General features: G+C 66.7%; 20 protein-coding genes. 6 read left to right on the plus strand and 14 right to left on the minus strand.

The window, feature by feature from the left end:
* Positions 1–199: 199 nt before the first annotated feature.
* The 9 genes from ACN8ZM_RS34910 to ACN8ZM_RS34950 form a co-directional block, all read right to left on the minus strand.
* Entirely contained in the window at positions 200–754 is a 555-nt protein-coding gene (locus tag ACN8ZM_RS34910; RefSeq protein WP_051890197.1) for a MarR family winged helix-turn-helix transcriptional regulator, read from the minus strand.
* 121 nt (positions 755–875) lie between these two features.
* Complete coding sequence (locus ACN8ZM_RS34915) at positions 876–1,691, minus strand: ABC transporter permease (protein ID WP_420213300.1); 816 nt, start codon at positions 1,689–1,691, stop codon at positions 876–878.
* Position 1,692: 1 nt separating this feature from the next.
* Complete coding sequence (locus ACN8ZM_RS34920; protein WP_218829750.1) at positions 1,693–2,610, minus strand: ABC transporter permease; 918 nt, start codon at positions 2,608–2,610, stop codon at positions 1,693–1,695.
* Positions 2,611–2,612: 2 nt separating this feature from the next.
* Complete coding sequence (locus ACN8ZM_RS34925; protein WP_089454432.1) at positions 2,613–3,677, minus strand: ABC transporter ATP-binding protein; 1,065 nt, start codon at positions 3,675–3,677, stop codon at positions 2,613–2,615.
* A 36-nt stretch (positions 3,678–3,713) separates the two neighbouring features.
* Positions 3,714–4,772, minus strand: a complete 1,059-nt coding sequence (locus ACN8ZM_RS34930; RefSeq protein ID WP_420213301.1) for an ABC transporter substrate-binding protein — start codon at positions 4,770–4,772, stop codon at positions 3,714–3,716.
* Between the two features lie 94 nt (positions 4,773–4,866).
* On the minus strand, positions 4,867–6,225 hold the full coding sequence (locus ACN8ZM_RS34935) for an aminotransferase (protein ID WP_420213302.1): 1,359 nt from the start codon (positions 6,223–6,225) through the stop codon (positions 4,867–4,869).
* 463 nt (positions 6,226–6,688) lie between these two features.
* Positions 6,689–8,122 (minus strand): NAD-dependent succinate-semialdehyde dehydrogenase, encoded by a 1,434-nt coding sequence (locus ACN8ZM_RS34940; RefSeq protein ID WP_420213303.1) that lies wholly within the window; start codon positions 8,120–8,122, stop codon positions 6,689–6,691.
* A gap of 50 nt (positions 8,123–8,172) precedes the next feature.
* Positions 8,173–8,604, minus strand: coding sequence for a PaaI family thioesterase (locus tag ACN8ZM_RS34945; protein ID WP_051890202.1), 432 nt, complete (start codon positions 8,602–8,604; stop codon positions 8,173–8,175).
* Complete coding sequence (locus tag ACN8ZM_RS34950; RefSeq protein WP_420213304.1) at positions 8,597–9,589, minus strand: hydroxymethylglutaryl-CoA lyase; 993 nt, start codon at positions 9,587–9,589, stop codon at positions 8,597–8,599. The genes ACN8ZM_RS34945 and ACN8ZM_RS34950 overlap by 8 nt, the downstream gene beginning before the upstream one ends.
* Positions 9,590–9,923: 334 nt before the next feature.
* Here ACN8ZM_RS34950 and ACN8ZM_RS34955 point away from each other — a divergent pair, with 334 nt between their 5' ends.
* The 5 genes from ACN8ZM_RS34955 (at position 9,924) to ACN8ZM_RS34975 (ending at position 15,415) form a co-directional block, all read left to right on the plus strand.
* The gene (locus ACN8ZM_RS34955) at positions 9,924–10,688 is read left to right on the plus strand and encodes an enoyl-CoA hydratase/isomerase family protein (RefSeq protein ID WP_043187733.1); all 765 of its coding nucleotides are present in this window, start codon (positions 9,924–9,926) and stop codon (positions 10,686–10,688) included.
* Positions 10,685–11,881 (plus strand): CaiB/BaiF CoA transferase family protein, encoded by a 1,197-nt coding sequence (locus ACN8ZM_RS34960; protein WP_420213305.1) that lies wholly within the window; start codon positions 10,685–10,687, stop codon positions 11,879–11,881. Before ACN8ZM_RS34955 ends, ACN8ZM_RS34960 begins: the two co-directional genes overlap by 4 nt.
* A gap of 86 nt (positions 11,882–11,967) precedes the next feature.
* On the plus strand, positions 11,968–12,753 hold the full coding sequence (locus ACN8ZM_RS34965) for an enoyl-CoA hydratase/isomerase family protein (RefSeq protein WP_420213306.1): 786 nt from the start codon (positions 11,968–11,970) through the stop codon (positions 12,751–12,753).
* Entirely contained in the window at positions 12,746–14,392 is a 1,647-nt protein-coding gene (locus ACN8ZM_RS34970; protein WP_420213307.1) for an AMP-binding protein, read from the plus strand. Before ACN8ZM_RS34965 ends, ACN8ZM_RS34970 begins: the two co-directional genes overlap by 8 nt.
* A 75-nt stretch (positions 14,393–14,467) precedes the next feature.
* A complete protein-coding gene (locus ACN8ZM_RS34975) occupies positions 14,468–15,415 on the plus strand; it encodes an NAD(P)H-dependent flavin oxidoreductase (RefSeq protein WP_420213308.1) in 948 nt (315 codons plus the stop codon).
* 58 nt (positions 15,416–15,473) lie between these two features.
* Here the strand turns inward: ACN8ZM_RS34975 and ACN8ZM_RS34980 are convergent, their stop codons facing one another.
* From ACN8ZM_RS34980 to ACN8ZM_RS34995, 4 genes are all read right to left on the minus strand, one after another.
* Complete coding sequence (locus ACN8ZM_RS34980) at positions 15,474–16,637, minus strand: helix-turn-helix domain-containing protein (RefSeq protein WP_420213314.1); 1,164 nt, start codon at positions 16,635–16,637, stop codon at positions 15,474–15,476.
* Between the two features lie 166 nt (positions 16,638–16,803).
* Positions 16,804–17,931 (minus strand): NAD(P)-dependent alcohol dehydrogenase, encoded by a 1,128-nt coding sequence (locus tag ACN8ZM_RS34985; RefSeq protein ID WP_420213309.1) that lies wholly within the window; start codon positions 17,929–17,931, stop codon positions 16,804–16,806.
* A gap of 14 nt (positions 17,932–17,945) precedes the next feature.
* Positions 17,946–19,418, minus strand: coding sequence for a benzaldehyde dehydrogenase (locus tag ACN8ZM_RS34990; protein ID WP_089454422.1), 1,473 nt, complete (start codon positions 19,416–19,418; stop codon positions 17,946–17,948).
* Positions 19,419–19,925: 507 nt separating this feature from the next.
* Positions 19,926–20,357: a carboxymuconolactone decarboxylase family protein gene (locus ACN8ZM_RS34995; protein ID WP_089454421.1), complete on the minus strand. Its 432-nt coding sequence runs from the start codon at positions 20,355–20,357 to the stop codon at positions 19,926–19,928.
* Between the two features lie 417 nt (positions 20,358–20,774).
* Here ACN8ZM_RS34995 and ACN8ZM_RS35000 point away from each other — a divergent pair, with 417 nt between their 5' ends.
* Entirely contained in the window at positions 20,775–22,034 is a 1,260-nt protein-coding gene (locus tag ACN8ZM_RS35000) for a glycosyltransferase family 9 protein (protein WP_420213310.1), read from the plus strand.
* A gap of 168 nt (positions 22,035–22,202) precedes the next feature.
* On the opposite strand, the gene ACN8ZM_RS35005 is transcribed toward ACN8ZM_RS35000, so the two are convergent.
* Positions 22,203–23,792: a tetratricopeptide repeat protein gene (locus tag ACN8ZM_RS35005; RefSeq protein WP_420213311.1), complete on the minus strand. Its 1,590-nt coding sequence runs from the start codon at positions 23,790–23,792 to the stop codon at positions 22,203–22,205.
* Between the last annotated feature and the right edge of the window lie 258 nt (positions 23,793–24,050).

The following is a 24,050-nucleotide window of genomic DNA, read 5'->3' on the forward strand; positions in this document are numbered from 1 at the left end:
GCGTGGTCCATCGGCTTGCACTACAGATTTGCACTGCTAAGTAAAATATCCGGTTGCCAATGCTGGCCTGAGTCGAGCGACACCCTTCGCCGGATGACGCGAATCGTTCTTCGTTCAGGGAGTGCGCCGGTCGCGGCGCACGAATCGGAAGTGCGCGGCCGGTCGACGGATTGACCGTCGGCCAGCCTGTGCGGTCACGTCAGCCGGAGGCGCGCTCGCGTGCGCCGGGCTCGTCGTGCCCCCCAGCCTCCTCCCGCTCCTGGTCGAGCATCGCGCGCGCCTGGTGGGTCAGTTTCTCGAGGATGCTGGGCAGGATGTCGCGCTCGGCTTTGGTCAGGCACGACAGCAGCCGGGAATTGCGCTCGTCGGCCACCGGGAAGACCTCCGCGACCAGCGTGCGGCCCGCGTCGGTCAACGAAATCACGACACCGCGGCCGTCATGCTCGTCGGCCTCGCGTGCGACCAGTCCGCGCTCCTCGAGCCCGCGTACGGTACGGCTCGTCAGGCCGCGATCGAACTGGGCATGCTCGGCGAGACGGTTCATCGAGATGCCGCGCCGCCCGTGCAGCAACGCGATGCAGCGCCATTCGTTCATCGTCAGGTTGAAGCGCCGTTCGTATGCGCTGGACGATCCCTTCGTGTAGATGTTGGTCAACTGGCGCAACTGGAACGACACCAGATCGCGCAAATCGCGCAGCCCCACCACGCTCGAATCCGGATGCTTCTGCCCGCTCTTTTTTTCCGACGTACTCACGTTCTGCTCCCGCCACGATGCCTGTCCGACGACAGGCGGAATTGCATGACAACGTCACACAGTCTATCAGAGCGTCAACCGCGGTCCGGTCCGCCCAAGCCGGCTGGACCGCGTCGCGCGATCAGGCGCGCGCCCGGCGCCGCCCGCCGACCCATTGCAGCGCGATCAGCGAGATCACCGAAATCGAGATCAGCAGCGTCGAGATCGCGGTGATCGTCGGATCCAGCTGATCGCGGATGTCCTCGAACATCAACCGCGTCAGCGTCGCGTTTTCGCCGCCGGACACGAACAGCGCGATCACGACCTCGTCGAACGACGTCACGAACGCGAAGAATCCCGCGGCGTAGATCGACAGCCGGATCTGCGGCAACGTGACGGTCAGGAACGCGGTCAGCCGCGACGCGCCGAGGCTGCGCGCGACGAGTTCCTGGTTCGCGTCGTAGGTCTCGAGGCCGCCGTTGACCGAAATCACGACGAACGGCAACGCGAGCATCGTATGCGCGATGATCAGGCCGGTCAGCGTGTTGTTCAGGTCGGCTCGCACGTAGACGAAGAACGTGCCGATCGCGACCAGGATCAGCGGCACCATCATCGGCAGCATCAGCACGGTGCGCAGCCGTTTCGCCCAGCGGCTCTCGATCGCGCGCAGCCCGTAGGCTGCCGCCGTGCCGGCGATCACCGCCGCGAGGGTCGCCGATACCGCGACGCGCAGCGACACGCCAGTCGCCGCCTGCCACTCGTGCGACGAGAAATACGCGTGATACCAGCGGAGCCCCCAGACGCGCGGTGGAAACTCCAGGAAGCTCGCGTTCGAGAACGACATCGGTACGACGATCGCGCACGGCACGATCAGGAACAGCATCACGACCGCGCAGAACGCATACAGCCAGAGCCGTTGCGCATGGGTGATCTGGGTGTCGGTGGCATAGCCGAACATGTCATTTCCCTCCATACATGCGTTCGATCCCGAACAGCCTGCCGATCGCGGCGAGCACGATCATCGTCAGGATCACGAGGACGATGCCGAGTGCGCTCGCCGCCCCCGGATCGCCGGACATCGCGACATCCGACTGGATCTGCATCGACAGCATGTTCACGCGGCCGCCGCCAAGCAGCGCCGGCGTCACGTAGAAACCGAGGCAAAGCACGAACACCAGCACGATGCCGGCCGACAGCCCCGGCACGGTCATCGGGAAGTACGCCTGCCAGAACGACTGTACCGGCGTTGCGCCGCAATTCGCCGCGGCCCGCATGTACACGGGGTCGATCGCCTTCATCGCGCCGTACAGCGGCAGCACCAGGCAGGGCAGCATCACGTGCGTCATGCCGATCGCGGTGCCAGTGAAGTTGTTGACGAGCTGCAGCGGATGATCGATCACGCCGGCACTCGTCAGCCACGTGTTGATCAGCCCGGTGCGTTGCAGCAGGACCATCCAGGCGTAGGTACGCACGAGCGTCGAGGTCCAGAACGGCAGCACGACGAACACCATGCAGATCGACGCGACGCGCGCCGGCAGTTGCGACAGCAGGTAGGCGAGCGGGTAGCCGAGCAACAGCACGAGCGCCGTCACGAGCGCCGACATTTCGAACGTCGACACGAACGCATGGCGGTACACCGGCGTCAGCAGGCGCGTGTAGTTCGACAGCGTCAGCATGCCGGACAGGTCGAACAGCGACTGCCAGCCGAGCCAGAGGATCGGCGCGACCAGCACCACCAGCACGACCAGCAGCGCCGGCACCATCAGCGCGCCGAGCCGCAATTGTTCGACGAAGCGACTGCGCGCGAGCGCGGCCTGGTTCTCGGCGCCGCCGGCCCCGGCCGGCATCGGATGCATCATCACGGTAGCGTCTTTCATGGTCAGTCCCGTACCACCACGGTGTCTTCCGCGCGCACCCCGACCGTGATCCGGTCGCCCGGCTCGAGCCGGCGCGCGCCGCCGTCGGTGCCGCCCGTGCCGCGGCGGATCATGATCTCGTGCCCGTGCGGCAGGTCGACATAGAACAGGTGCGAATCGCCCTGGTAGATGCGCTGGCGCACGACGCCCGGCAGGCAGTTCAGTTCCGGCGCCGGCGCGTCGAGCAGGATCGCGCGATCCGGACGCAGCGCGAGCCACGGCCGGCCGACGCCGTCCGGAATCGGCCCCCGGGTCCGGAACCGCTGGCCGAATGCGGAGAATTCGCCGCGCTGCTCGTCGAGCGGCACGAACGCCGTCTCGCCGATGAAATCGGCGACGAACTTGCTCGCCGGCCGCTCGTAGATCGTGTCGGGCGTATCGAACTGCACGAGCTGCCCTTTATTGATGATCGCGATGCGGTCCGACATCGTCAGTGCTTCGGTCTGATCGTGCGTCACGTAGATGGTCGTCATCCCGAGCTGTTCGTGCAGCCGGCGGATCTCGATCTGCATGTGCTCGCGCAACTGCTTGTCGAGCGCCGACAGCGGTTCGTCCATCAACATGATGTCCGGCTCGAACACGATCGCGCGGGCCAGCGCGACGCGCTGGCGCTGACCGCCGGACAGGTGCGCGATGTTGCGCCCGCCAAGATCGTCGAGCCGCACGACCGACAGCGCATGCCGGACCTTCTCGGCGATCCGCGCCCGCTCCATCTTGCGCAGCCGCAACGGGTACGCAACATTCTGCGCGACCGTCATGTGCGGAAACAGCGCGTAATTCTGAAACACCATGCCGATGCCGCGCCGGTGCGGCGGCTTCAGCAGCAGTTCGTCGCCGCCTGCCATGACGCTGCCGGATGTGGCCCGGACGAATCCGGCGAGCACCATCAGCAGCGTGGTCTTGCCGGATCCGGACGGTCCGAGCAACGTGACGAACTCGCCCGCGCTGATGTCGAGCGACACGTCGCGCAGCGCCGTGAAGTTCTCGTACGTCTTGCAGACATTCCTGATCGACACTTGCGATGCCATTTCAACCTCGCTCAAAAGCCGCCGTGCGGCATGCCGTTACCGGCTGATCAGCGCGCGCAGCGCCTCGTTGCCTTGCTGCAGGTTCTGGTTTTGTCCCCAGTACGTACCGTTCATCTGCACCTGCATCGTTCGATTGCGCGGCGACGAATTCGCTTTCGCGAGCACGTCCGTGGTGAACTTGCGCACGTCGAACGCCTTCATGTTGACCGGCCCGTAGAACGGCATCACCTCCGGAATGTTGGCCTGGATCGGCGGCGTCATCACGTCGGCGATCACCTTGCGGGCTTCGGCGACGTGTTTCGCACCCTTTGGAATCGCGAGGCACGCATACGCGAGCAGCCCCTGGTTGAACGTGAAGGCGACGGGTGCGCCCGAGTCGATCACCGGCGCGATCCGGCTGCCCCAGATCGCTTCCATGTCGACCTCGCCGTCACGCAGCAATTGCGCGGACTGCGCGCCGCTCGTCCACCATGCGGCGACGTCCGGCTTCAGCCGTCCGAGCGCCGCGAGCGCGCGCTTCTGGTCCAGCGGATAGAGCTTGTCCGGGCTCACGCCGTCGCCGAGCAGCGCGACTTCCATCGTTTCCTGCGGCTGCAGCGCCAACGCACGGCGCCCAGGGAATTTCTTCACGTCCCAGAAGTCCGCCCAGGTCTTCGGTGGGTTGTTCTTGTATTTGTCGGTGCGATACGCGAGCACGACCGAGTAGTAGTTGCTCGCGATCCAGTCGTCCGCGCGGGCGGTGGCCGGGATGCCGTCAACGTTGATCAGCTTGTAGTCGAGCTTCTCGAACAGCCCCTGCGCGCTACCGGTTGCGCACTCTTCCGCGCCGAGCTGCACGATGTCCCACGCCGGGCGCCCCGACGACACCTGCACGCGCACCGTCGCGAGACCGTCGTGGCTCTCGGTGCGCAGCGTGACGTCGTTCTTGTCGGCGGCCGGCCGGATCAACGCCTTCACGATGTTCTTCTGATAATCGCCGCCGTAGCCGGCGAACGTGACGCTGCCGGCCGCCCGGACCGGCGCGTTCACGCAGAGCAGCGCGGCGGCTGCGAGCGCGGCTGCCCGGCCGCGTGACTTGATGCACGTGTGATTCATGTCTCCCTCTCCGTTCTGCATGGTGTTGTGACCGTCCGCGTTCCGCCCGCACTCAACGCGCGGACGGTGCTGTCGCGGCATGGGCCGCCGTCGCTCAGCGCGACGCGGCGGCCTGGTCGAGCGCCGTGTCGAGGCGTTCGAACAGCAGGTCGATCTCGGCCTCGGTGATGATCACGGGCGGTGCGATGCAGATTGCGTCGCCGAGCGGGCGCACGTTCAGCAGCGCGTCCTGCGCGCGGGCCGACACCGTCGCCGCCATCTTCCGCTCCGCCGGGAACGGTGCGCGGGTCGTCTTGTCGGCAACCAGTTCGAGCGCCCCCATCAGCCCGAGGCCGCGCGCCTCGCCGACGAGCGGATGGTCGGCGCGCTTGCGCAGCGCGCGCTGGAAGTAATCGCCGACGCGCTTCGCGTGACCGATCACGTCACGCTCGCGGTAGATGTCGAACACCTCGTTCGCGACTGCCGCACACACCGGATGGCCGCCATACGTGTAGCCGTGGCCGAACAGGCCGATCTTCGCGGTCTGTTCCTTCAGCACCGCATAGACGCGCTCGTTGATCAGCAGCGCCGAAATCGGCAGATAGGCGGACGACAGCCCTTTCGCGCTGACCAGCATGTCCGGCTCCAGCGCGTAGGCCTCGGCGCCCCACCAGTGACCGGTGCGCCCCATCCCGCAGATCACCTCGTCGACGATGAACAGCACGTCGTACTTGCGCAGCACCGCCTGCACACGCTCGAAGTAGCCGCGCGGCGGGACCACGACGCCGCCCGTGCCCATCACCGGCTCGGCGATGAAGCCGCCGACGGTGTCCGGGCCTTCGCGCAGGATCGTCTGTTCGAGCTCGTCGGCGAGCCGCGCGGCGTAATCGTCCTCGGTCTCGCCGGGTTCGGCGCCCCGATAGAAATGCGGGCAGGCGACGTGCACGATGCCCGGAATCGGCAGATTGAAGTCGCGGTGAATGTGCGGCAAACCCGTCAGGCTGCCGGTCGCGACCGACGTGCCGTGATACGAGCGCTGGCGGCTGACGATCTTGCGCTTGTCGGGCTTGCCGATGCCGTGGTGGTAGTACCAGACCAGCTTCATCGCGGTGTCGTTCGCCTCCGAGCCGGAGCTCTGGAACAGCACTTTCGACATCGGCGCCGGCGCGTGACGGATCAGGTTCTCCGCGAGCGCGATCGCCGGTTCCGTCGCCTTGTTGGCGAAATTCTGGTAGTACGGCAACCGCGCGAACTGGCGAGCGGCGGCGTCGGCCAGCCGCGGCTCGCTGAAGCCGAGGTTCGTGCACCAGAGCCCCGACATGCCTTCGAGATATTCCCGGCCCGACTCGTCGGTCACGAAGATGCCCCGGCCCGATGCGATCACCATCGGCCCCGACGACTCGTGCGCGCCGAAATTGGTGTGCGGATGGATCTGATACGCGACATCGCGTGACCGCAGCGAAGTGTGTTCCATGGCAGCTGTCTACCTCGAGAGAATGAATGGATGAAGGATGCGGGCCGCGCTTGCAGTCCGCAGCATCGTCTGGAATTCAGATTAAGTGACTATGTCACGCATGTCAAACGACCAAAAACAAATCGAACGTCGTGATTTACCCTCGGTTGAGCAGCCTTTTTGAATGACTGCAGCGCTTCGTATCGAGGGCGTGGTGATACTTTTCAGGTGTTTTTCACCGTCTATTCTGATGTGAACTCTGTTTCAAAGCGAGCGGAGGCGGCTTCGCCGACGCGTCGGCGAAGCGCAGGTCATCGATGTCCTGGGCGAGCGATGAGGCGACACATTCGTGACGTTATCAACATGATTCAAGGTTCGATCCGGTCGTTCCAGTGCCACGCGCTGCCGCCTGCCGCTCAAGGCTCATCGTTCGTCTCCGTTCTTGTGCTTGTGCCTGGTCGTCGCGCGCACCGGCGCGGATCGATCAGAGGTCGAGTTGCGAGACGTATTTCAGGTTCAGGTACGCATCGAGCGCCTCGGCGCCGCCTTCGGTGCCGTAGCCGCTGTCCTTGATGCCGCCGAACGGAACCTCGGGGAACGCGATCGCGATCTGGTTGAGCGTGATCATCCCGCTCTCGACTTCGTCGACGACGCGATGCGAAGTGCGTGCCGAGCGCGTATACGCGAATGCGCAGAGCCCGTATGGCAGCCGGTTCGCTTCGGCGATCATCGCGTCGATCGTGTCGTATGCGTTGACCACCGCGATCGGACCGAACGGCTCCTCGTTCATGATGCGTGCGGCGGGGCTCGCGCCGGTCAGCACCGTCGGCGCAAAGAAGTAGCCGCGCGCGCCGAGACGCGCACCGCCCGCACGCAGCGTCGCGCCGTTCGACACGGCGTCGTCGACAAGACGCTCGAGCGCATCCAGCCGGCGCGCGTTCGCCAGCGGCCCCATCGTCGTGCTCTCCTCCTGGCCGTCGCCGATTCGTGCCTGGCCGATTGCGTCGATGAACGCGTCCGCGAAGCGCGCGAACACGCCGCGCTGGACGATGAAGCGGGTCGGCGACGTACAGACCTGCCCCGCGTTGCGCAGCTTGAACGCGGCGAGCTGCGCTGCGGCCGTTTCCACATCCGCATCGTCGAACACCAGCACGGGGCCGTGTCCGCCCAGTTCCATCGTCACCTTCTTCATATGCTGGCCCGCGAGCGCGGCCAGTTGCTTGCCGACGACGGTCGAGCCGGTGAACGACACCTTGCGAATCACCGGATGCGAAATCAGATACGACGAAATCGCGGCCGGATCGCCGTACACGAGATTGATCACGCCCGCAGGCACGCCGGCATCCGCGAACGCGCGCACCAGCGCCGCCGGCGCGGCGGGCGTTTCTTCCGGCGCCTTCACGACGATCGAGCAGCCTGCGGCGAGCGCGGCGGACAGCTTGCGCACCACCTGGTTGATCGGGAAATTCCACGGAGCGAACGCGGCGACCGGCCCGACCGGCTCCTTGATGACCATCTGGTACGAGCCGGGAATCCACGACGGCACGAGCTTGCCGTACGCGCGGCGCCCCTCGTCCGCGAACCAGTCGATCAGATCGGCCGCCGACATCGCCTCGCCCCTTGCCTCGGCGAGCGGCTTGCCCTGCTCGAGCGTCATCAGCCGCGCGATGTCGGGCGCGCGCTCGCGCAGCAATTGTGCGGCGCGGCGCATGACCGTGGCACGCTCCCAGGCGCTGACGCGCCGCCAGGTCGCGAAACCGCGCTGCGCGGCGTCGAGCGCGGCATCGAGATCCGCGCGCGCCGCGACCGCGACGGTACCGAGCACCGTCTCGTTCGCTGGATTCAGCACGTCGATCGCGTGTCCGTCCGCGCCGTTGCGCCAGGTTCCGTCGATATACAACTGCACATCCTGATACATGAAAGCGGTCCTCGTTCGTAGAAAGGAAATCGACTGAGCCCGGCGCCGCGTTACCGCGCGCCGTCAGGCCCCGGTTCGGGCGGCAGTCGCGCGACGGCGAACACCGCGCTCGCAGTCGCGACGACCGCGCCGCCGCCGTCGCGCGCGACGGCTTCGCAGAACGCGAGCTTGCCGCCGCTGCGTAACACGGATGCGCGCGCGATCAGCCGGCCGCGCGCGGGACGCAGGTACGACACGTTCAGCGTCGCAGTGCCGAGGTTGTCGACGTCGCCGCCGGCGCGCGTCGCGACGCCCATCGACGTGTCGAGCAGCGCGGCGATCAGCCCGCCATGCGCGTTGCCGTGCCGGTTGACGTGACGGTCGCGGATCTCGCACGCGACTTCGGCCCAGCCGTCGCCATGGGCGACGAGCGCGAAGCCGTGGTCGACGCAGAACGCCGAGTCGATGCGGACCGGTGACGTGTCGGCGGCGCGCTCAGACATGCGCGTACCCGGCCCGCGCGGCGAGCCGCGGATTCAGCCCGGTGCGCGCGACACGGCTCGACAACTCGCGGCCGAGCGCGGCCTCGCATGCGCGCGACGCGTCGATCATCGCGGCCAGGTCGATGCCGGTGTCGACGCCCATCGTTTCGAGCACGTTGACGAAATCCTCGGTGCAAACGTTGCCGGTCACGCCGCCGCCATACCGGACCTTCGCCGGATGGCCGCCGACCCCGCCGAACGCGACATCGAAGCAGCGGACGCCGGCCTCGAGCGCGGCCAGGTAATTGACGAGGCCGGTACCGCGCGTGTCGTGGAAATGCGCGATCGCGTGCACGTCGGGGAATTCGCGCAGCATCTGCGCGAACAGCGCGCGCGTCGACGCCTGGGTCGCGACGCCGATCGTGTCGCCGAGCGTCACATGGCGCACGCCGGCGCGTGCAAAGCGCTCGACGTCGCGCAGCACCGACACCGGGTCGATGTCGCCGTCGAACGGACAGCCGAACGCGACCGAGATCGTGCCGACTAGCCGGAAGCGGCAATGCGCGGCGGCGGCCATCGCGTCGATGCGCGCCCACTGCGCGTCGCGCGTCTGCTTCAGGTTGCGCTGCGAATGCGCATCGCTGGCCGACGCGAGCAGGCTGATCTCGTTCGCGCCGAACCCGGCATCCAGGTCGGCGAGCGCGCGTTCGACCGCGCGCACGTTCGCGCAGGTCGCCTTGTAGTGCACGCCGTCGACGCGCGGCAGCGCGCGCAGCACGTCGCTTGCGTCCGCGAATTGCGGCACGACCGCCGGATTCGAATACGAGGTCGCCTCGACGCGGGCGAAGCCGGCGCGGGCGAACCGGTCGATCAACGCGACCTTGCGCGCGGTGTCGACGAAGTCGGATTCATGCTGCAGCCCGTCGCGGGCAAAGCATTCGCAGAGGATCAGGTCGGCCATGTCGGGAGTCGCAGTGGTCTGGAAGTCGTTGACAATGACACGCATCAAATCAAAACAATGATTCGATGTCAATCAATTCACGGGGAGAGAGTCGTCTGACCAGTTGTGCGTCAGGATGACTTGAAGAGGCTGGGTGATGCGTGAAAAAATGGAAATATTCCGTTATATCAACGATTTAATTGGTGTTATTCAATTTGGATGGCACGCTTGTCGAGGTCGAGTTCGCTTCATCCAGATCATCTTGAGCGGGTAAACACCGACATGCTCACGCAAAAACAACGATTCAATATCACGTATTTATTTGACTGAATCACGCATCATGAATTAACCTGCATTCACTGCGGCAACCTCCTGCCGTGCCCTCCTAGACGACTCGCCGATGAACACCCATTCCAGCCTGCAGACAGACGATCATGGCGCCGTACGTGTACTCACGATGGATCGCCCCGACAAGCGCAATGCGCTCAACCATGCGCTGACGACAGCGCTCCTCGCCGCGCTGCATGACGCGGATCGCGATCCGGCGATCCGCGCGATCGTGCTGACGGGGGCTGGCAATGCGTTCTGCGCGGGCGCCGACGTCACCGAGTTTGGCGGTTTCGTGAATCCGGCCGATTCGGCGTCCGCCGCGCACGCGGCGCTCGCACGCGCCCATCTGACGACGAACCTACATCGCGCGTTTTCGCAGATCGGCAAGCCGGTGGTGGCGGCTGCGCACGGCTACGCGATGGGCGGCGGCGCCGGTCTCGCGATCGCGTGCGACCTGGTGGTCGCGGGCAGCAGCCTGAAGCTCGGCTACCCGGAACTGAAGCACGGCATCGTTGCCGCGATCGTGATGGCGAACCTGGTCCGCCAGGTCGGGCGCAAGGCCGCGTTCGAGCTGGTGTCGCTCGGCGACACGCTCGACGCGGAGCGCGCGCGCGCGCTCGGGCTGGTCAACCGCGTTGTGCCCGACGACGCGATGCTCGACACCGCGATCGAACTCGCCGGCCGCCTCGCGGCCTTCGATGCGCCCGCGATGGCCGCCACGAAGCGGCTGTTCCACCGCGTCGCGGACCTTCCCCTGCTGCCCGCGCTCGATGCCGCGCTCGACACCAACATGATGATGCGGGGCTTTCGCGCGTCGCGCGGGGATGCTGCATGAGCGCGCCGATCAAACCGCTGTCGAACGTGACGATCGTCGAACTTGCGCGCGTGCTGGCGTGCCCGTTCGCCGACATGATCCTCGCCGAACTCGGCGCGACCGTGATCAAGATCGAGCAGCCCGGTAGCGGCGACGAAACCCGCACGTTCGAGCCGCGCATCGGCGATCAGTCCGCGTATTACTTCGCATGCAACCGCAGCAAGCTGTCGGTCACCGCGAACCTGAAGACCGACGCGGGCCGGGCGATCGTCCGCGAGCTCGCGGGCGGCGCCGACGTGCTGCTCGAGAACTTCCCGGTCGGCGCCCTCGCGCGCTACGGGCTCGACCACGCGTCGCTACGCGCCGTGCATCCGGGCCTGATCTACGTGTCGTGCACGGGCTTCGGTCAGACCGGCCCGTACGCGAAGCGTAAGGGCTACGACACGGTATTCCAGGCGATGGGCGGCCTGATGAGCCTGACCGGCGAGCGCGACGGCGGCCCGGTGAAGCCGGGCCTGCCGATGGCCGACCTGTCGTCCGGCCTGTGGATCGCGATTTCGATCCTCGCGGCGCTGAACGGGCGAACGCTGACGGGCGCCGGCACCCATGTCGATTTCTCGATGCTCGACGGCCAGGTGAGCCTGCTGACGCTGGCGGCCGCGCGCTACTTCGCACTCGGTGAGGTGCCACCGCGACTCGGCACCGAGCATCCGGGGCGCGTGCCGTCGGCGACCTTCGCGTGTGCGGACGGCCGTCATGTGCACATCACGTGCAGCGACCAGCACTGGCTGCCGCTGTGCCGCCTGCTCGGGCTCGACGCGCTCGCGTCGGATCCGGCACTGTCGACCAATGCCGGTCGCGTCGCGCATCGCGAGCGCGTGATGGCCGCGCTGACGCAGGCGATCGCCGGATGGACGCAACCCGCGCTGTGCGAGGCCTGCGACGCGGCCGACGTGCCGGCGGGCCCGATCAACGACGTCGCGCAAGTGCTCGACGATCCGCAGGTACGCGCACGCGGGATGGTCGGTGCGTTCACGCATCCCGGGATCGGCGAATTCGGTGCGCTGCCGATGCCGTTCCGCTTCGACGGTTTCGCGAATCCGGACATCGCGCGTCCACCGTTGCTCGGCGAACACACCGATCAGGTACTGCGTGAGCGCCTCGGTTACGACGACGCACGGATCGACATGCTGCGCCGCGACGGCGCGATCTGAACCCCACCCGACCCAGGCCGGACGCGATCCGGCGACATCGCGCGGCGCAAAACCAGAAATGCGCCGCGCCGATACGAGGAGACTGTATGGATGAATCCGCTATTCTGATCGTCGAGCGCCGCGACGCGGTGGCCGAGATCGTGCTGAACCGGCCCGACCAGCGCAACGCGCTGAATGGCGCCATGTGCGACGCGTTGCGCGCCGCGGCGGTTGCGCTGCGCGACGACGGCGCCGTGCGTTGCGTGATCGTTCGCGCGAACGGCCCGGTGTTCTGCGCCGGCGCCGACCTGAAGGAGCGCAAGGGCATGGACATCGATGCCGTCCGGGCGCGCCGCCAGAAGGCGTTCACCGCATACGACGCGCTCGAGCGCATCGGCAAGCCGTGCATCGCGCTCGTCGAGGGCCCGGCCGTCGGGTCCGGCGGCGAGATCGCGATGGCGTGCGACTTCATCGTCGCGACGCCGAACGCGAGTTTTCGCACGCCGGAGGCACTGTGGGGCACCGTCGGCGCGACGCAGCGCTTGCCGCGCGCAGTGGGCAAGCGGCTCGCGAAGGACATGGCGTACACCGGCCGGACACTGTCCGCCGCCGAGGCGCGCGACGCCGGTCTCGTCACACGCATCGTCGACGCGGCTGACGCGCTCGCCACGATCCGCGCGCTCGCCGGCGGCATTGCCGCCGCGCCGCCGCTCGCGATGCAGCTCACGCGCGACTGCATCGAGCGCGGCGTCGAATCCGATCCGGCCGGCGCGCTCGCGATCGAGATCCTGGCGATCGACACGTTGCTGCAGAATGCCGACTGGAAAAGCACGATTTCGAACTTTGGCGCGTCCGCGTCCGGCGGATCGAACGGGGAGCATTGCCATGACTGATCCATTCGTCGAACGATTCGGTCTGCGCGACCCGATCACCCTGCCCGCGATTCTCGCGGCCCGCGCGAGCAGCACGCCCGACGCGGAGGCGCTCGTGATCGACGGCGAGCGGATCGACTATCGGACGCTCGCGGAACGCGTGACGCGTGCCGCCGCGCGGATGATCGCCCTGGGGGTCGAGCCGGGCGAGCACGTCGGCATCATGATGGGCAACTCGATCGACTGGGTCGTGCTGTTCTACGCGGCCGCGTCGATCGGTGCGGTTACCGTACCGGTCAACACGCGCTTCAAGACCGACGAGCTGAACTACTGCCTGAAGCAAGGCGACGTGCGCGTGCTGTTCTATGTCGACACGTTCCTGAAAATCGACTACACGCAACTGCTGCGCGACGTCGAGCCGGCATTCGACCGGTCGCTGCCCGGCGACGTACTGCCGCTGCTGCGGCGCGCGGTGCGGGTCGGCGTGACCGATCGCGCGCTGCCGGCCGGCGTCGAACGCTTCGAGGCGCTGCCCGACACGCCCGCACTGTGCGACGCGGTTGCGCGGCGCGCGCGGCAGGTCATGCCCGACGATACGCTCCTGATCCAGTACACGTCCGGCACCACGTCGTTTCCGAAAGGCGTGCTGCTGAGCCATCGCAACATGCTGATGAACGCGGCCGCGTCGGCGCTGCGGATCGGCGTGCAGCCGGACGACCGCTATTTCAGCGTGCGACCGTTTTTCCATGTCGCCGGCACGACGATGTCGCTGCTCGTCGCACTCGTAACCGGCGCGTGCCTGCTGTCGATACCGTCGTTCGACGTCGCGAAGGTGTTGACGCTGCTCGACGACGAGCGCTGCACGCTGACGTCCGGAAACGACACGATCTTCCTGATGCTGATGAGCGATCCGTCATTCCGCCCCGAGCGGATCCATCTGCGCGGCGGCTGGGCGGCCGCGGGGCCTGAGATCATGCAGCAGATCCACGACGTGATGGGCGTGCCGTACATGGTCGGCGCGTACGGGCAGTCGGAGGCGTCGCCGAACGTCGTGCTGAACGACTGGCGCGATCCGCTCGCGGTGCGCGTCGCCGGCTGGGCGCATCCGCATCCCGGCATCGAGATCCGCACGGTTGCGACCGACACCGGCACGGTACAGCCGCCGAACGCGCCCGGCGAGATCCAGGTGCGCGGCTGGAGCGTGATGAAGGGCTACTACAACAAGCCGAACGAGACCGCGGCGGCATTCACCGACGACGGCTGGCTGCGTACCGGCGATCTCGGCGTGATCGATGCCGATGGCCGGCTGCGGATGCTCGGACGCCTGAAGGATGTGTTCCGCGTCGGCGGCGAGAACGTCGCGCCGGCCGAAGTCGAGGAAACACTGTTTGGCCATCCGGCCGTGCAGCTTGCGCAGGTGGTCGGCGTACCCGACGCGCGTCTCGGCGAGGTGCCCGCCGCATTCATCGTCCTGCGGCCCGGCGCCCATGCGTCGAGCGAAGATCTGATCGCCTTCTGCAAGGCGCGCTGCGCGAACTTCAAGGTGCCGCGCTATCTGCGGATCGTGCCGTCGTTCGACGAGATCGGCATGACGGGCAGCTCGAAGGTGCAGAAGAACAAGCTGCGCGACTACGCGATCCGCGAATTCGGACTCGCCTGACCCGCGGGCGCCGCCCACGCCCGATCCGCGCGGGCGGCCCGCCGGATCGCCCCTCATTTCCCGGAACCCCCGCACATGAAGCCCACCCGCCTCACCCGTTTGCTCGACCTCCGCTATCCGATCATCCAGGCCGGCATGAGTTGGGCGTCCTCGAACGCGGCGCTGCCCATTGCCGTCACGCAGGCCGGCGCGCTCGGCGTGATCGCCGCCGGCCCGATGTACCTCGATGCGTTTCGCGACACGGTGCGTGCCGTGCGCGACGCCGTCGGCGGCAAGCCGTTCGCGGTGAACCTGCCGCTTTACCGCCCCGACGCCGAGCGCTTCCTCGACGTCATCGAGGCAGAACGGGTGCCGATCCTGATCGCGTCGCAGGGTGGTCCGCGTGCGCATCTTGCGCGCTTTCACGCGCTCGGCACGCGCTGGATCCACGTCGTGTCGACGCTCGAACACGCCCGCAAGGCCGCCGATGCGGGCGTCGACGCCCTGGTCGTGGTCGGTGCCGAAGCGGGTGGCCATCCGCCGGCGAACGGCGTCAGCACGCTGGTCGCCGTGCGGCGTGTGGCCCAGGTGCTGCCGGACATGCCGATCGTCGCCGGCGGCGGCATCGCCGACGGCTTCGGCGTTGCCGCGTTGCTCGCGCTCGGCGCCGACGCGGTCCAGCTCGGCACGCGTTTCATCGCGACGCGGGAAGCGGGCGTGCACGACAACTACAAGCGCGCGGTGCTGGAGACGGAAATCGACGGCACCGCGCTCGTCGGCATTCGCAAGCTGCCCGTCCGGATGACGCGCAATGCGTTCGCAAAGGACGTGCTGCGCGCCGATGCGGAGCGGCTGGACGACGACTGCTACGCAGCGCTGTTTGCCGCCAGTTCGCTGAAACAGGCCGCACTCGACGGCGACGTCGAACGCGGCAAGGTCGAACTCGGGCAGTCGGCCGGGCTGGTGACCGACCTGCCCGCCGCGGGCGACGTGGTGGCACGGCTCGTGGATGAATATCGGGCGGCTGTCGATCGCCTGTCGTGAATCGATACGCATGCTGCGGCGCAAACGCGTCGGTCTCTTCCGGTTAACGCACGATGCGTCAGTGCGACCCGCCGTGCTTGAGTCCCGCTGCATCGAGCTGCCTGAGCTTCGCGTACAGCGTGGTGCGCGAAATACCCAGCTGCCGCGCGGCGGCCGACACATTGCCGTCGTGCTCGTCGAGCGCCCGGCGGATGGCATCGAGCGACTGCTCGTGCAGGCTGGCCTGCGGACTCGCAGCCGGCGTCGTGCCGCAGACATCGGCTGCGTACTCGAGCGTATCGGACTGGCGCGGCGTCGTCGCCCGATCGAGCGGCGCGCGCACGGTGCGCACCCAAACGTGACTGCCGTCGTCACGCGCGATCCGCTGCGGCGTGCGCGACGGTGTCAGCAAACGGCGCTGTTGCGCAGGCGTCGCGCCGGGGAACAACTGCCGAACCTCGCACGGGCCGATCGGCCCGGACGGTGCGAGATCGAGCATCTGGCGCGCCAGGCGGCTCACCGCGCGCACGCGGCCCGTTTCGTCGAGTGCGACGACGCCGGCGAGCGGCGTGCCGAGCCAGCGCGGATCGTATTGCACCTGCAGCAAATGGCAGTCGCGCAGCATCGCATACAGCCGCTGCTCGGCGGACAGTGCCGCATGGCGGAACTGTTCATGCAGCAGCACGACATTGCGTCGCCCGATGCCGGTGATGTCGAGCGCGCCGATCACCTCGCCGTCGAAGCCGACCAGCGGCACCGCGAGACAGAAGACCTTCGACAGTTCGTCAAGATAGTGCTGGGCGCCCGCGACGACAGCCTCCGCACCGTCGTGAATCACGCAGCTCGGCGCGGTCGTGCCGATGTTCGGCTCGACGATCCGGCGCCCGGCAACGATCGGCGTCAGCAGCGCTTCGTCGCACTGTGGGCTGCGTCGCACATGGACGACCGTGCCACGCGGATCGACACAGAAGATCGTCCAGTCGCTGCCGCCGAACGCGGCCCACAGCGGTTCGATTTCCTGCGCGACGCAGCGGTACAGCCGCCGGCCAGCACGCGAGTCATCGAGCTCGCCGAGCATTTCGTAGTGGGCGGTTTGCCACGGCAGGAGCCCGGCGTCGCGCGAGCGCAGCCACGAGCGCGCGACGCTGGCCGGCAGCGCCGTCTCCGGCAGCGGCTCACCCGCCGCGAAGCGGGCGCGGAGCCGGTCGAGGTCGACGGGCCGTGAAAGGGAGTCGGAGGCCATCTTCACGCTGCGTTCCATTTGGGGTCGAATGTCCGGGCCGGGCGTACCGGCCCGGCGTGTCGCGCGAATTCGCAATATAGCCCAGGGTCCGAAACAGCGTGTTTTCCACGGGGGCGCCGCCGCGTGTGGTCGACTTGGGGTCGCCCATGGCGGCGGCACCCCGCGCTCAATGCGGCAAACGCAGGATCGGCTTGAGCGTCAGGCCGTTGCTGCTGTCCTCCGCTGCCTGGTTGATCTGCTCGAGCGGGTAGAACTTCACCAGGCGGTCAAACGGAAACCGCCCTTGCAGATGGAGCTGCACGAGCTGCGGAATGAACGTCTGCGGCACGCTGTCGCCTTCGACGATACCGCGGATCGTGTGGCCGCCGAGCAGCAGGCTGTTCACGTCGAATTCGGCCTTCGTGCCGAGCTTCGGCGCGCCCACCACGCCCATCGTGCCGCGCGAGCCGAGCGCGTCGATCCCTTGCGACAGCACGGCCGGCAACCCGGTCGATTCGAGCGCGAAGTCGACGCCGCCGCCGGTGATCTCGCGAATCGCGTCGACGACGTTGACTTCCTTGCTGTTGAGCGCGTGCGTCGCGCCGAGCTCCAGGGCCAGCGCGAGCCGCGACGGGACGATGTCGACGGCGATGATGGTGCTGGCGCCCGCAACGCGGGCGGCCATCACGGCGCTCATGCCGACCGCGCCCGCGCCGAAACTCGCGAAGCTGCTGCCCGGACGCACCGCGAGCGAATGAATCACCGCGCCGGCGCCGGTCTGGATCCCGCAGCCGAGCGGCCCGAGCAGTTCGAGCGGCGCTTCCGTCGGCACCTTGATGGCATTGTTCTCGCGGGCGAGCGCATAGCTCGCGAACGACGACTGCGCGAAGAAATGATCGTGCAGCGGCTGTCCGGCTGCGTCGCGGATCGCGGTCTGTCCGTCGGCGTCGGCGCCGCCGAAATTCAGCGGAAAGAACTGCCGGCAGTACGCGCCGTGACCGCCGACGCACGACGTGCAGTGGCCGCACGCGCCATAGGTGAGCACGACGTGATCGCCCGCGGCGAGCGTCTTCACGTTCGGGCCGACCGCCTCGACCACGCCGGCGCCCTCGTGACCGAGCACGGCCGGCAGCGGCACCGGGTAGTACTGGTCGCGCACGATCAGGTCGGTGTGGCACAGGCCCGTCGCGACGACGCGCACCAGCACCTCGTCGCCGCGCGGCGCACGGATCCGGGCGGATTCGATCGAGAAGCGTGCGCCGGCGGCGCGCGCGACGGCTGCGGTCATCACGCGTGTATCGTTTTCGGTGTACATGGTCGGTCTCCTTGTCAAAGCGGGTACAGCGGCGCTTCACCCTTGATCGTCAGCCACTGCCACTGCGTGAATTCTTCCCAATTCGCGCTGCCGCCGATGCTCGAGCCGTTGCCCGATGCGCCGACGCCGCCGAACGGATTGATCGCTTCATCGTTGACCGTCTGGTCGTTGATGTGCAACAGCCCGGTGTTCAACTGCTCGCCGATCCTGAGCGCGCGGCCGACGTCGGCGGACAGGATCGCCATCGACAGGCCGTATTCGCTCTGGTTCGCGAGCGCGATCGCATCCTCGTCGGTATCGAACGGCACGACGACCGCGACCGGCCCGAAAATCTCGTTGTCGAACGCCGGATTGCCGGGCGCGACGCCGCTCAGCACGGTCGGCTCGAAGAACAGGTCGCGATGGCCGCCGCCCGTCTCGACGCGTGCGCCGGCACGGCGGGCCGCGTCGACCAGGCTCGCCGCGTGGTCGCGCTGCGCGGCATTGATCAGCGGGCCGAGGCCGACGTCCGCGGTCGCGGGGTCTCCCACCCGCAGACTTTGGGCCTTCTCGACGAGCTTCGCGACGAAGCGGTCGTGAATCTTGCGCTGCACGAGCACGCGGCCGGTCGCCATGCAGATCTGGCCCTGGTGCAGGTACGCGCCCCATGCGGTGTTGGCGACGGCGCGCTCGAGATCGGCGTCGTCGAGCACGATCAGCGAGTTCTTGCCGCCGAGTTCGAGCGACACTTTCTTCAGGTGGCGGCCCGCCGCTTCGCCGACCTTGCGCCCGGCCGCGGTGGAGCCGGTGAACTGGATCATCGCGACGTGCGGATCGGCGACCAGCGCCGCACCGGCCGCGCCGTCGCCGGGCAGCACGTGCAGCACGCCTTCCGGCAAGCCGGCGAGCTCGAACACGCGGGCGATCGCGACACCGCCGCTCACGGCAGTGCGCGGATCGGGCTTCAGCACGACTGCATTGCCGAGCGCGAGCGCGGGCGCGACCGCGCGCATCGCGAGGTACAGCGGGAAGTTGAATGGCGAGATCACGCCGACCACGCCGCGCGGGCGGCGGCGCGCGAGCGACAGCCGGCCCGCCGCCGACGGCAGCACTTCGCCGGCCGCGCGCGAGGGCAGCCCGGCCGCTTCGTGCAGTGCCTTGATCGTGATCGAAGTCTCGAACGCCGCTTTCGAGCGCGTCGAGCCGCTTTCGCGCACGAGCCAGTCGACGATCGCATCGAAGTGCGTTTCCGCGACGGCGGCCGCGCGGCGCAGAACCGCCGCGCGTTCGTCGTACGGCAGGCCGATCCACGCGCGCTGCGCGCGATGCGCGGCCACCGCCGCGTCGGCCACGGCCGCACCGTCCGCGACGCCGATGCGGCCGAGCGTGTTGCCGGTCGCGGGTTCGATCACGTCGGCCACGTGCGGGCTGGCGTGCCAGCGTCCGTTGAAGGTGTTGCCGTGCCAGAGGGCGGCGTCGAACAGTGCCGTGTTGTTGCTGCTATCCATGTACGCTCCTGAAGAAATCGCGACCCGCCGAATCGGGATCGTGATCGCCCCGACCGGCATCCGCGCGACGGTAGGCGACCGGGAGCACGCGGCGCTATCCGGGTTTCTTCCCACCCGCCGCACCCGCGCCGGTCGGTGGGGCGAGGCATCGACGTGTACGGAAACTGAACACTCCGGTACGCCGCGCGAAGGGTGTGTCGATGCCACACTCACGGCCCGTGCCAAAGCGGCTCTGGCGGCAGTCAAGGGCGACCGGACGCGGGTCGACCCGACGCACCGATCGATGTGCATCCAAACCCGATCACGGCATGGGAACGGTGGTTGCGGGCGTGCGCGGTCGACGTGTCCGGCACCGCCGGCCCGACGTCGAACGAGCCGTCGGCGGAGGTGAGGCCCCGGCAAGCCTGGAGAACGATTTTTTAAGCGGACTGCTCAACGTCGGATCGGCAAGCGCGTTGCCGGACTGGTCGGGCACTTCGCGGGTAGCGAATGCGACCCATCCGAACTTCACTGACGCATGCCGATCGCCAAACGATTGAAGGCGCTCATCAGCGCGACCGCGAAGCTCAGGTCGGCGATTTCGGCGTCGCTGAAATGTGCCTTCAGCGGTTCGAAATCCTCATCGGGCGCGTGGCTTTCCGCCACGTCCGCCAGCGATTCCGTCCAGGCCAGCGCCACGCGCTCGCGTTCGCTGAAATGCGGACTCACGCGCCAGCCGGCCAGACTGTCCAGCTTCGCATCCGGCACACCGCCGGCGCGCAGCGCCGCCGCGTGCATCTCCAGGCAGAAGGCGCAGCCATTTATCTGCGAAACCCGCAGGTAAACCAGTTCGATCAACTGTTTCCCGAGGCTGCTCTTCTCCAGCGCTTTCTTGGTGGCGCCGAAGCCTCGGTAAGCGTCGGGCGACAGCGTCTGGTAGGGCAAGCGAAGTGTACTCATGTTGATTTCCTTGTGATGAAGCCTGCATCTTAGGAAAATCTTGCCACACTCTAAAGGTGCAAAAAATGATGGAATGAATGGGACATCGCGCCGAACGGACGGCAGTTGAAACCACACCGGCAGCACGATGTGCCAATCCATATGCAACGGTATCGGCGCTATCGGGACGCAATTGCCGCCTACTCGTTTCGATTGGCAACCGGCTTGCCGAGAACGCACCGCGTCGTGCAAGCAATGCGAGATAATCGGGATCGTTCCGCAACACTGGCCGGTGCGAAGGCGAGCGCCTGTCACCGAGGTCGCCGCTCTCGTTGCGCCAGGTTGAAGCGCCCGTCACAGCGCAAACCGTGCCCGAGACAGAAACAGACGTCGAGCATATGATCGCGCCTGGGCCGGCTCCATTTCACAGGGGATAACTTGACAAGCGACCACTCCGTGCTCGACAGCGCATATCAGGCCTATCTACGGGACAAATCCGCGAGCACCGGGCTTGCGCTGTGTCGCGCGCTCAGACGCTCGGGTCACGCCGAAGAAGCGATCCGGGTGGTGAAGGAAATTGCAGACCGGGTTGACGATCCGTTTCTGCGCGCGCAGATCGGCATCGACATGAACCATCTCGGCCTTTTTGCGCAGGCCGAAACGCTGTTGATGCAATCGCTCACGGAGCTTCACCACGAACCGGACCTCCGGGTGTTGAGCGCCGAACTCGTGATCGCACGCTACGCGCAAGGTCATTTCCGCGAAGCCCACGCGCTCAATCGGAGATCGCGCGATGCATGGGGGCGAGCCGGCGTGGTTTCAAATATTTATCCCGCGCATACGAGCGAGTACGGGCGAATTATCGACAAGCTGCTTCGATTCGACGCGCCAGTCGCCGGGCGACGCGTGCTCATCCTTCAGGAAGGCGGTCTTGGCGATGTCATCATGTTTTCCCGGTATCTGCACTTGTTGCGGGACGAAGGTGCCTCGACCATCGTATTGCAGGTACCAGGCATATTGGCACCGATATTCGCCGCCTATGACTGGATCACGATTGTCGAGAACGCCAGCGATGCCATTGATCAAAGCGACTGCATCCTCTGCACCTTTGACCTGTTTGTCCGGTATCAGACGACACCCTACTTCCCCAGCTGGACGAATTCATACGTACAGGCGCCAACCGGACGAGAACTGACGCCACGTCTTGCCAACACGTTCAACAATCGACGCGATGGCGTTCGCGAGATAGGCTTGATTTGGCGCAGCAATACGTCGGTGCGCCACGAACCGTATCGATCCATCTCACTGGCGCAACTCGAGCCATTGTTCGGTGCGCCGGCGACCCGTTTCCACGCGCTGCAGTTCGGCAAGATCACCGACGAAGAGCAAGCGCTGCTGGATAAACACGGCATTGGCGTCATTGGCGACGAGCTGAGCGATCTCGGCGATACCGCCGTCGTCCTCAACGCGCTGGATTTGTTGATTGCGGTGGATACCGGGCCGGCTCATCTCGCCGGCGCACTCGGGCGGCCAGTGTGGGTGTTGCTGTCGGCCGCATGCGACGAGCGCTGGTCCAACAGCCATCGCGATACGCCGTGGTACCGATCCATGCAGTTGTATCGGCAGGCAACGTTGGGCGACTGGAGCAGACCGGTACGGGAGATGGCGGATGCGTTGTCCGGCAATGACTCGGCGTAGTAGCCGGTACCGAGGTTTGGCGCCGTGGCACGCGCACCTGCCGGTACGATTGCCCACGGCGTCGTGATTGCACCGGGATGCCTGGCACCGCACACCTCACTCGTCAAAGCGACGATCATCGCGCCGGGCGTGCGTCGATGATCCGTTGCGACCGCAACGTGTCGCCCGTCACGCCACGCGGCGCAAGCCCCCGCGCTCCGCTTCCAGGGCATCACGCACCGCCTCGGTAACGCTACGCCAGTTACCGGGTGCCGCCTGACGAAAGGTCCGAATCTGTGGATACCAGGGCCCCGTATCGCCCTGCGCGCCCCAGCGCCACTCCGGCGCACCGAGCATGACCCACGCGGGCAAGCCCAGCGAGCCGGCCAGGTGCACGGGCGCCGAGCAGATCGAGATGGTCAGGTCCAGGGATGCGGCAAATACCGCCGTATCGTAAAGATCGTTCCATTCATCGGATCGATTCAGGATGGACAGTCCGCTACGCGTCGCGAAGTCCGGCTCGAGCGGATGTTTCTGCAGCACGAACCAGTCGACGTTTTCAATCCCGGCCAACGGCTGGAGATCTTCAGGCGCAAGACTGCGAGCGCGCCCCGCAAAATAATTGGGTGACGTGTCCCAGCACAAGCCGATTCGCAGCCGATCGGATGCGCGACGGCGGTCGTCCAGTGCCCTGGCGGCATCCGCGGCCTTCAGCTTGATATAGCCGTCCCGGTAGGTGGGTACCACCCCTTCGCTCGCCCCCAGTCTCGCGGGCAGCAAGTTTTCGAAGATCCAGTAGTCGTAGCTGCCCCAGGTCTCGACCGGCCAGGCGCTCAACAATTCATCGACGCCTTCGAGTTCGCGCAGCAGCTGCATCAATTCCGGTTTGACGCAGAGCGTGACATGGGCGCCCGCTGCCTTCAGGTCCCGGGCGTAACGTGCGTACATCAGGCAATCGCCAAGGCCGAGATGGCTGATCACCAGAATGCGCTTGCCTTCGAGAGACTGCCCGCGCCACAAGCGGTCGTGATGGGTGGTCAGGACACCGGGGCCGCTGCCGAGCGACGCAAGATCGGCCAGCATGTCATATCGGCGCCAGCCGGCCTTCGTGTCGCCCAGCAGCAAGAGCAGATTCGCGAGGGGAAACAGGACGTCCCCTCGATAGGGATCGTGTTCGGCGGCCCGGTACAGATAGCCCAGGCTTTCTTCGAAGCGCCCCAGCAAGTAGAGCGAGATGCCGCCCTGCACGAGCGCGCCGATCTCCGTCGGGTACTGCTCCAGGATCGCGCGCGCGATGCGTACGGCACCTTCATGATCTTCGAGGAATCGATGACGTGCCCGCAACGCGATGGTCAGGTCGCCGAATTCGGCCGCCTTCAAGCCATGCCGGCGTGACGTATCGAAGTCGAGCATCTGAAAACTCGCGTCGGCAAGCATCAGATGCAGCTCCGCATTGGACGGGAATGCGGCCAGGCCCTCTTTCAAACTGGCGATGGCGGCGGCGCGATCGTTCAGATGATTGAAGTAGATCAGCGCCCTTTCGCGCCACGGCAGGGTCGACTCGGGTGTCGCGGCGATGGCGCGATCGCAAGCGTCGAGTGCTTGCCTTGTCTGCCCCTGACGCAAGAGTGCGTCCAGATAGGGTTTCAGCACGAGGTCGTGACGTGGATATTTTTCAAACAGGACCTGGAAAAGATCAACCGCCCGGTCGAACTGTCCGGCCGCCTCCGCGTCGCGCACCTGTGCAGCGACGCCATTGAAGTCCTCATCAAACGACATCCCGTTCCCCGATAGTAAGTTATGCGATGCGACAGCATCGATTCGTCCATCATGCTTCTGCCGCTACGCCACATTGCTCGACGCAACACACGATTGCCGATCGGCGACGCCAGTTCGGTGTGGCGGCGACTCGATCTCATGGGCCGAAAAGGCCCGCATACCGGCTTTTTCCGCCGTTTTCGAATTTCGTTTGGCGGTGCGAGCGCCAGGTTTTACTGTGTCGCGCATTATCCAGCAGATTCTTTTCCCCAATATCCG

Source organism: Burkholderia aenigmatica, from assembly GCF_048627025.1.
GTDB classification, from domain to species: domain Bacteria; phylum Pseudomonadota; class Gammaproteobacteria; order Burkholderiales; family Burkholderiaceae; genus Burkholderia; species Burkholderia aenigmatica.

Bases quoted from the DNA above. Each gene is read 5' to 3' on its own strand.
- ACN8ZM_RS34915 (WP_420213300.1), bottom strand. From the start codon at position 1,691: ATGTTCGGCTATGCCACCGACACCCAGATCACCCATGCGCAACGGCTC.
- ACN8ZM_RS34920 (WP_218829750.1), bottom strand. From the start codon at position 2,610: ATGAAAGACGCTACCGTGATGATGCATCCGATGCCGGCCGGGGCCGGC.
- ACN8ZM_RS34925 (WP_089454432.1), bottom strand. From the start codon at position 3,677: ATGGCATCGCAAGTGTCGATCAGGAATGTCTGCAAGACGTACGAGAAC.
- ACN8ZM_RS34930 (WP_420213301.1), bottom strand. From the start codon at position 4,772: ATGAATCACACGTGCATCAAGTCACGCGGCCGGGCAGCCGCGCTCGCA.
- ACN8ZM_RS34935 (WP_420213302.1), bottom strand. From the start codon at position 6,225: ATGGAACACACTTCGCTGCGGTCACGCGATGTCGCGTATCAGATCCAT.
- ACN8ZM_RS34940 (WP_420213303.1), bottom strand. From the start codon at position 8,122: ATGTATCAGGATGTGCAGTTGTATATCGACGGAACCTGGCGCAACGGC.
- ACN8ZM_RS34945 (WP_051890202.1), bottom strand. From the start codon at position 8,604: ATGTCTGAGCGCGCCGCCGACACGTCACCGGTCCGCATCGACTCGGCG.
- ACN8ZM_RS34950 (WP_420213304.1), bottom strand. From the start codon at position 9,589: ATGCGTGTCATTGTCAACGACTTCCAGACCACTGCGACTCCCGACATG.
- ACN8ZM_RS34955 (WP_043187733.1), top strand. From the start codon at position 9,924: ATGAACACCCATTCCAGCCTGCAGACAGACGATCATGGCGCCGTACGT.
- ACN8ZM_RS34960 (WP_420213305.1), top strand. From the start codon at position 10,685: ATGAGCGCGCCGATCAAACCGCTGTCGAACGTGACGATCGTCGAACTT.
- ACN8ZM_RS34965 (WP_420213306.1), top strand. From the start codon at position 11,968: ATGGATGAATCCGCTATTCTGATCGTCGAGCGCCGCGACGCGGTGGCC.
- ACN8ZM_RS34970 (WP_420213307.1), top strand. From the start codon at position 12,746: ATGACTGATCCATTCGTCGAACGATTCGGTCTGCGCGACCCGATCACC.
- ACN8ZM_RS34975 (WP_420213308.1), top strand. From the start codon at position 14,468: ATGAAGCCCACCCGCCTCACCCGTTTGCTCGACCTCCGCTATCCGATC.
- ACN8ZM_RS34980 (WP_420213314.1), bottom strand. From the start codon at position 16,637: ATGGCCTCCGACTCCCTTTCACGGCCCGTCGACCTCGACCGGCTCCGC.
- ACN8ZM_RS34985 (WP_420213309.1), bottom strand. From the start codon at position 17,931: ATGTACACCGAAAACGATACACGCGTGATGACCGCAGCCGTCGCGCGC.
- ACN8ZM_RS34990 (WP_089454422.1), bottom strand. From the start codon at position 19,418: ATGGATAGCAGCAACAACACGGCACTGTTCGACGCCGCCCTCTGGCAC.
- ACN8ZM_RS34995 (WP_089454421.1), bottom strand. From the start codon at position 20,357: ATGAGTACACTTCGCTTGCCCTACCAGACGCTGTCGCCCGACGCTTAC.
- ACN8ZM_RS35005 (WP_420213311.1), bottom strand. From the start codon at position 23,792: ATGTCGTTTGATGAGGACTTCAATGGCGTCGCTGCACAGGTGCGCGAC.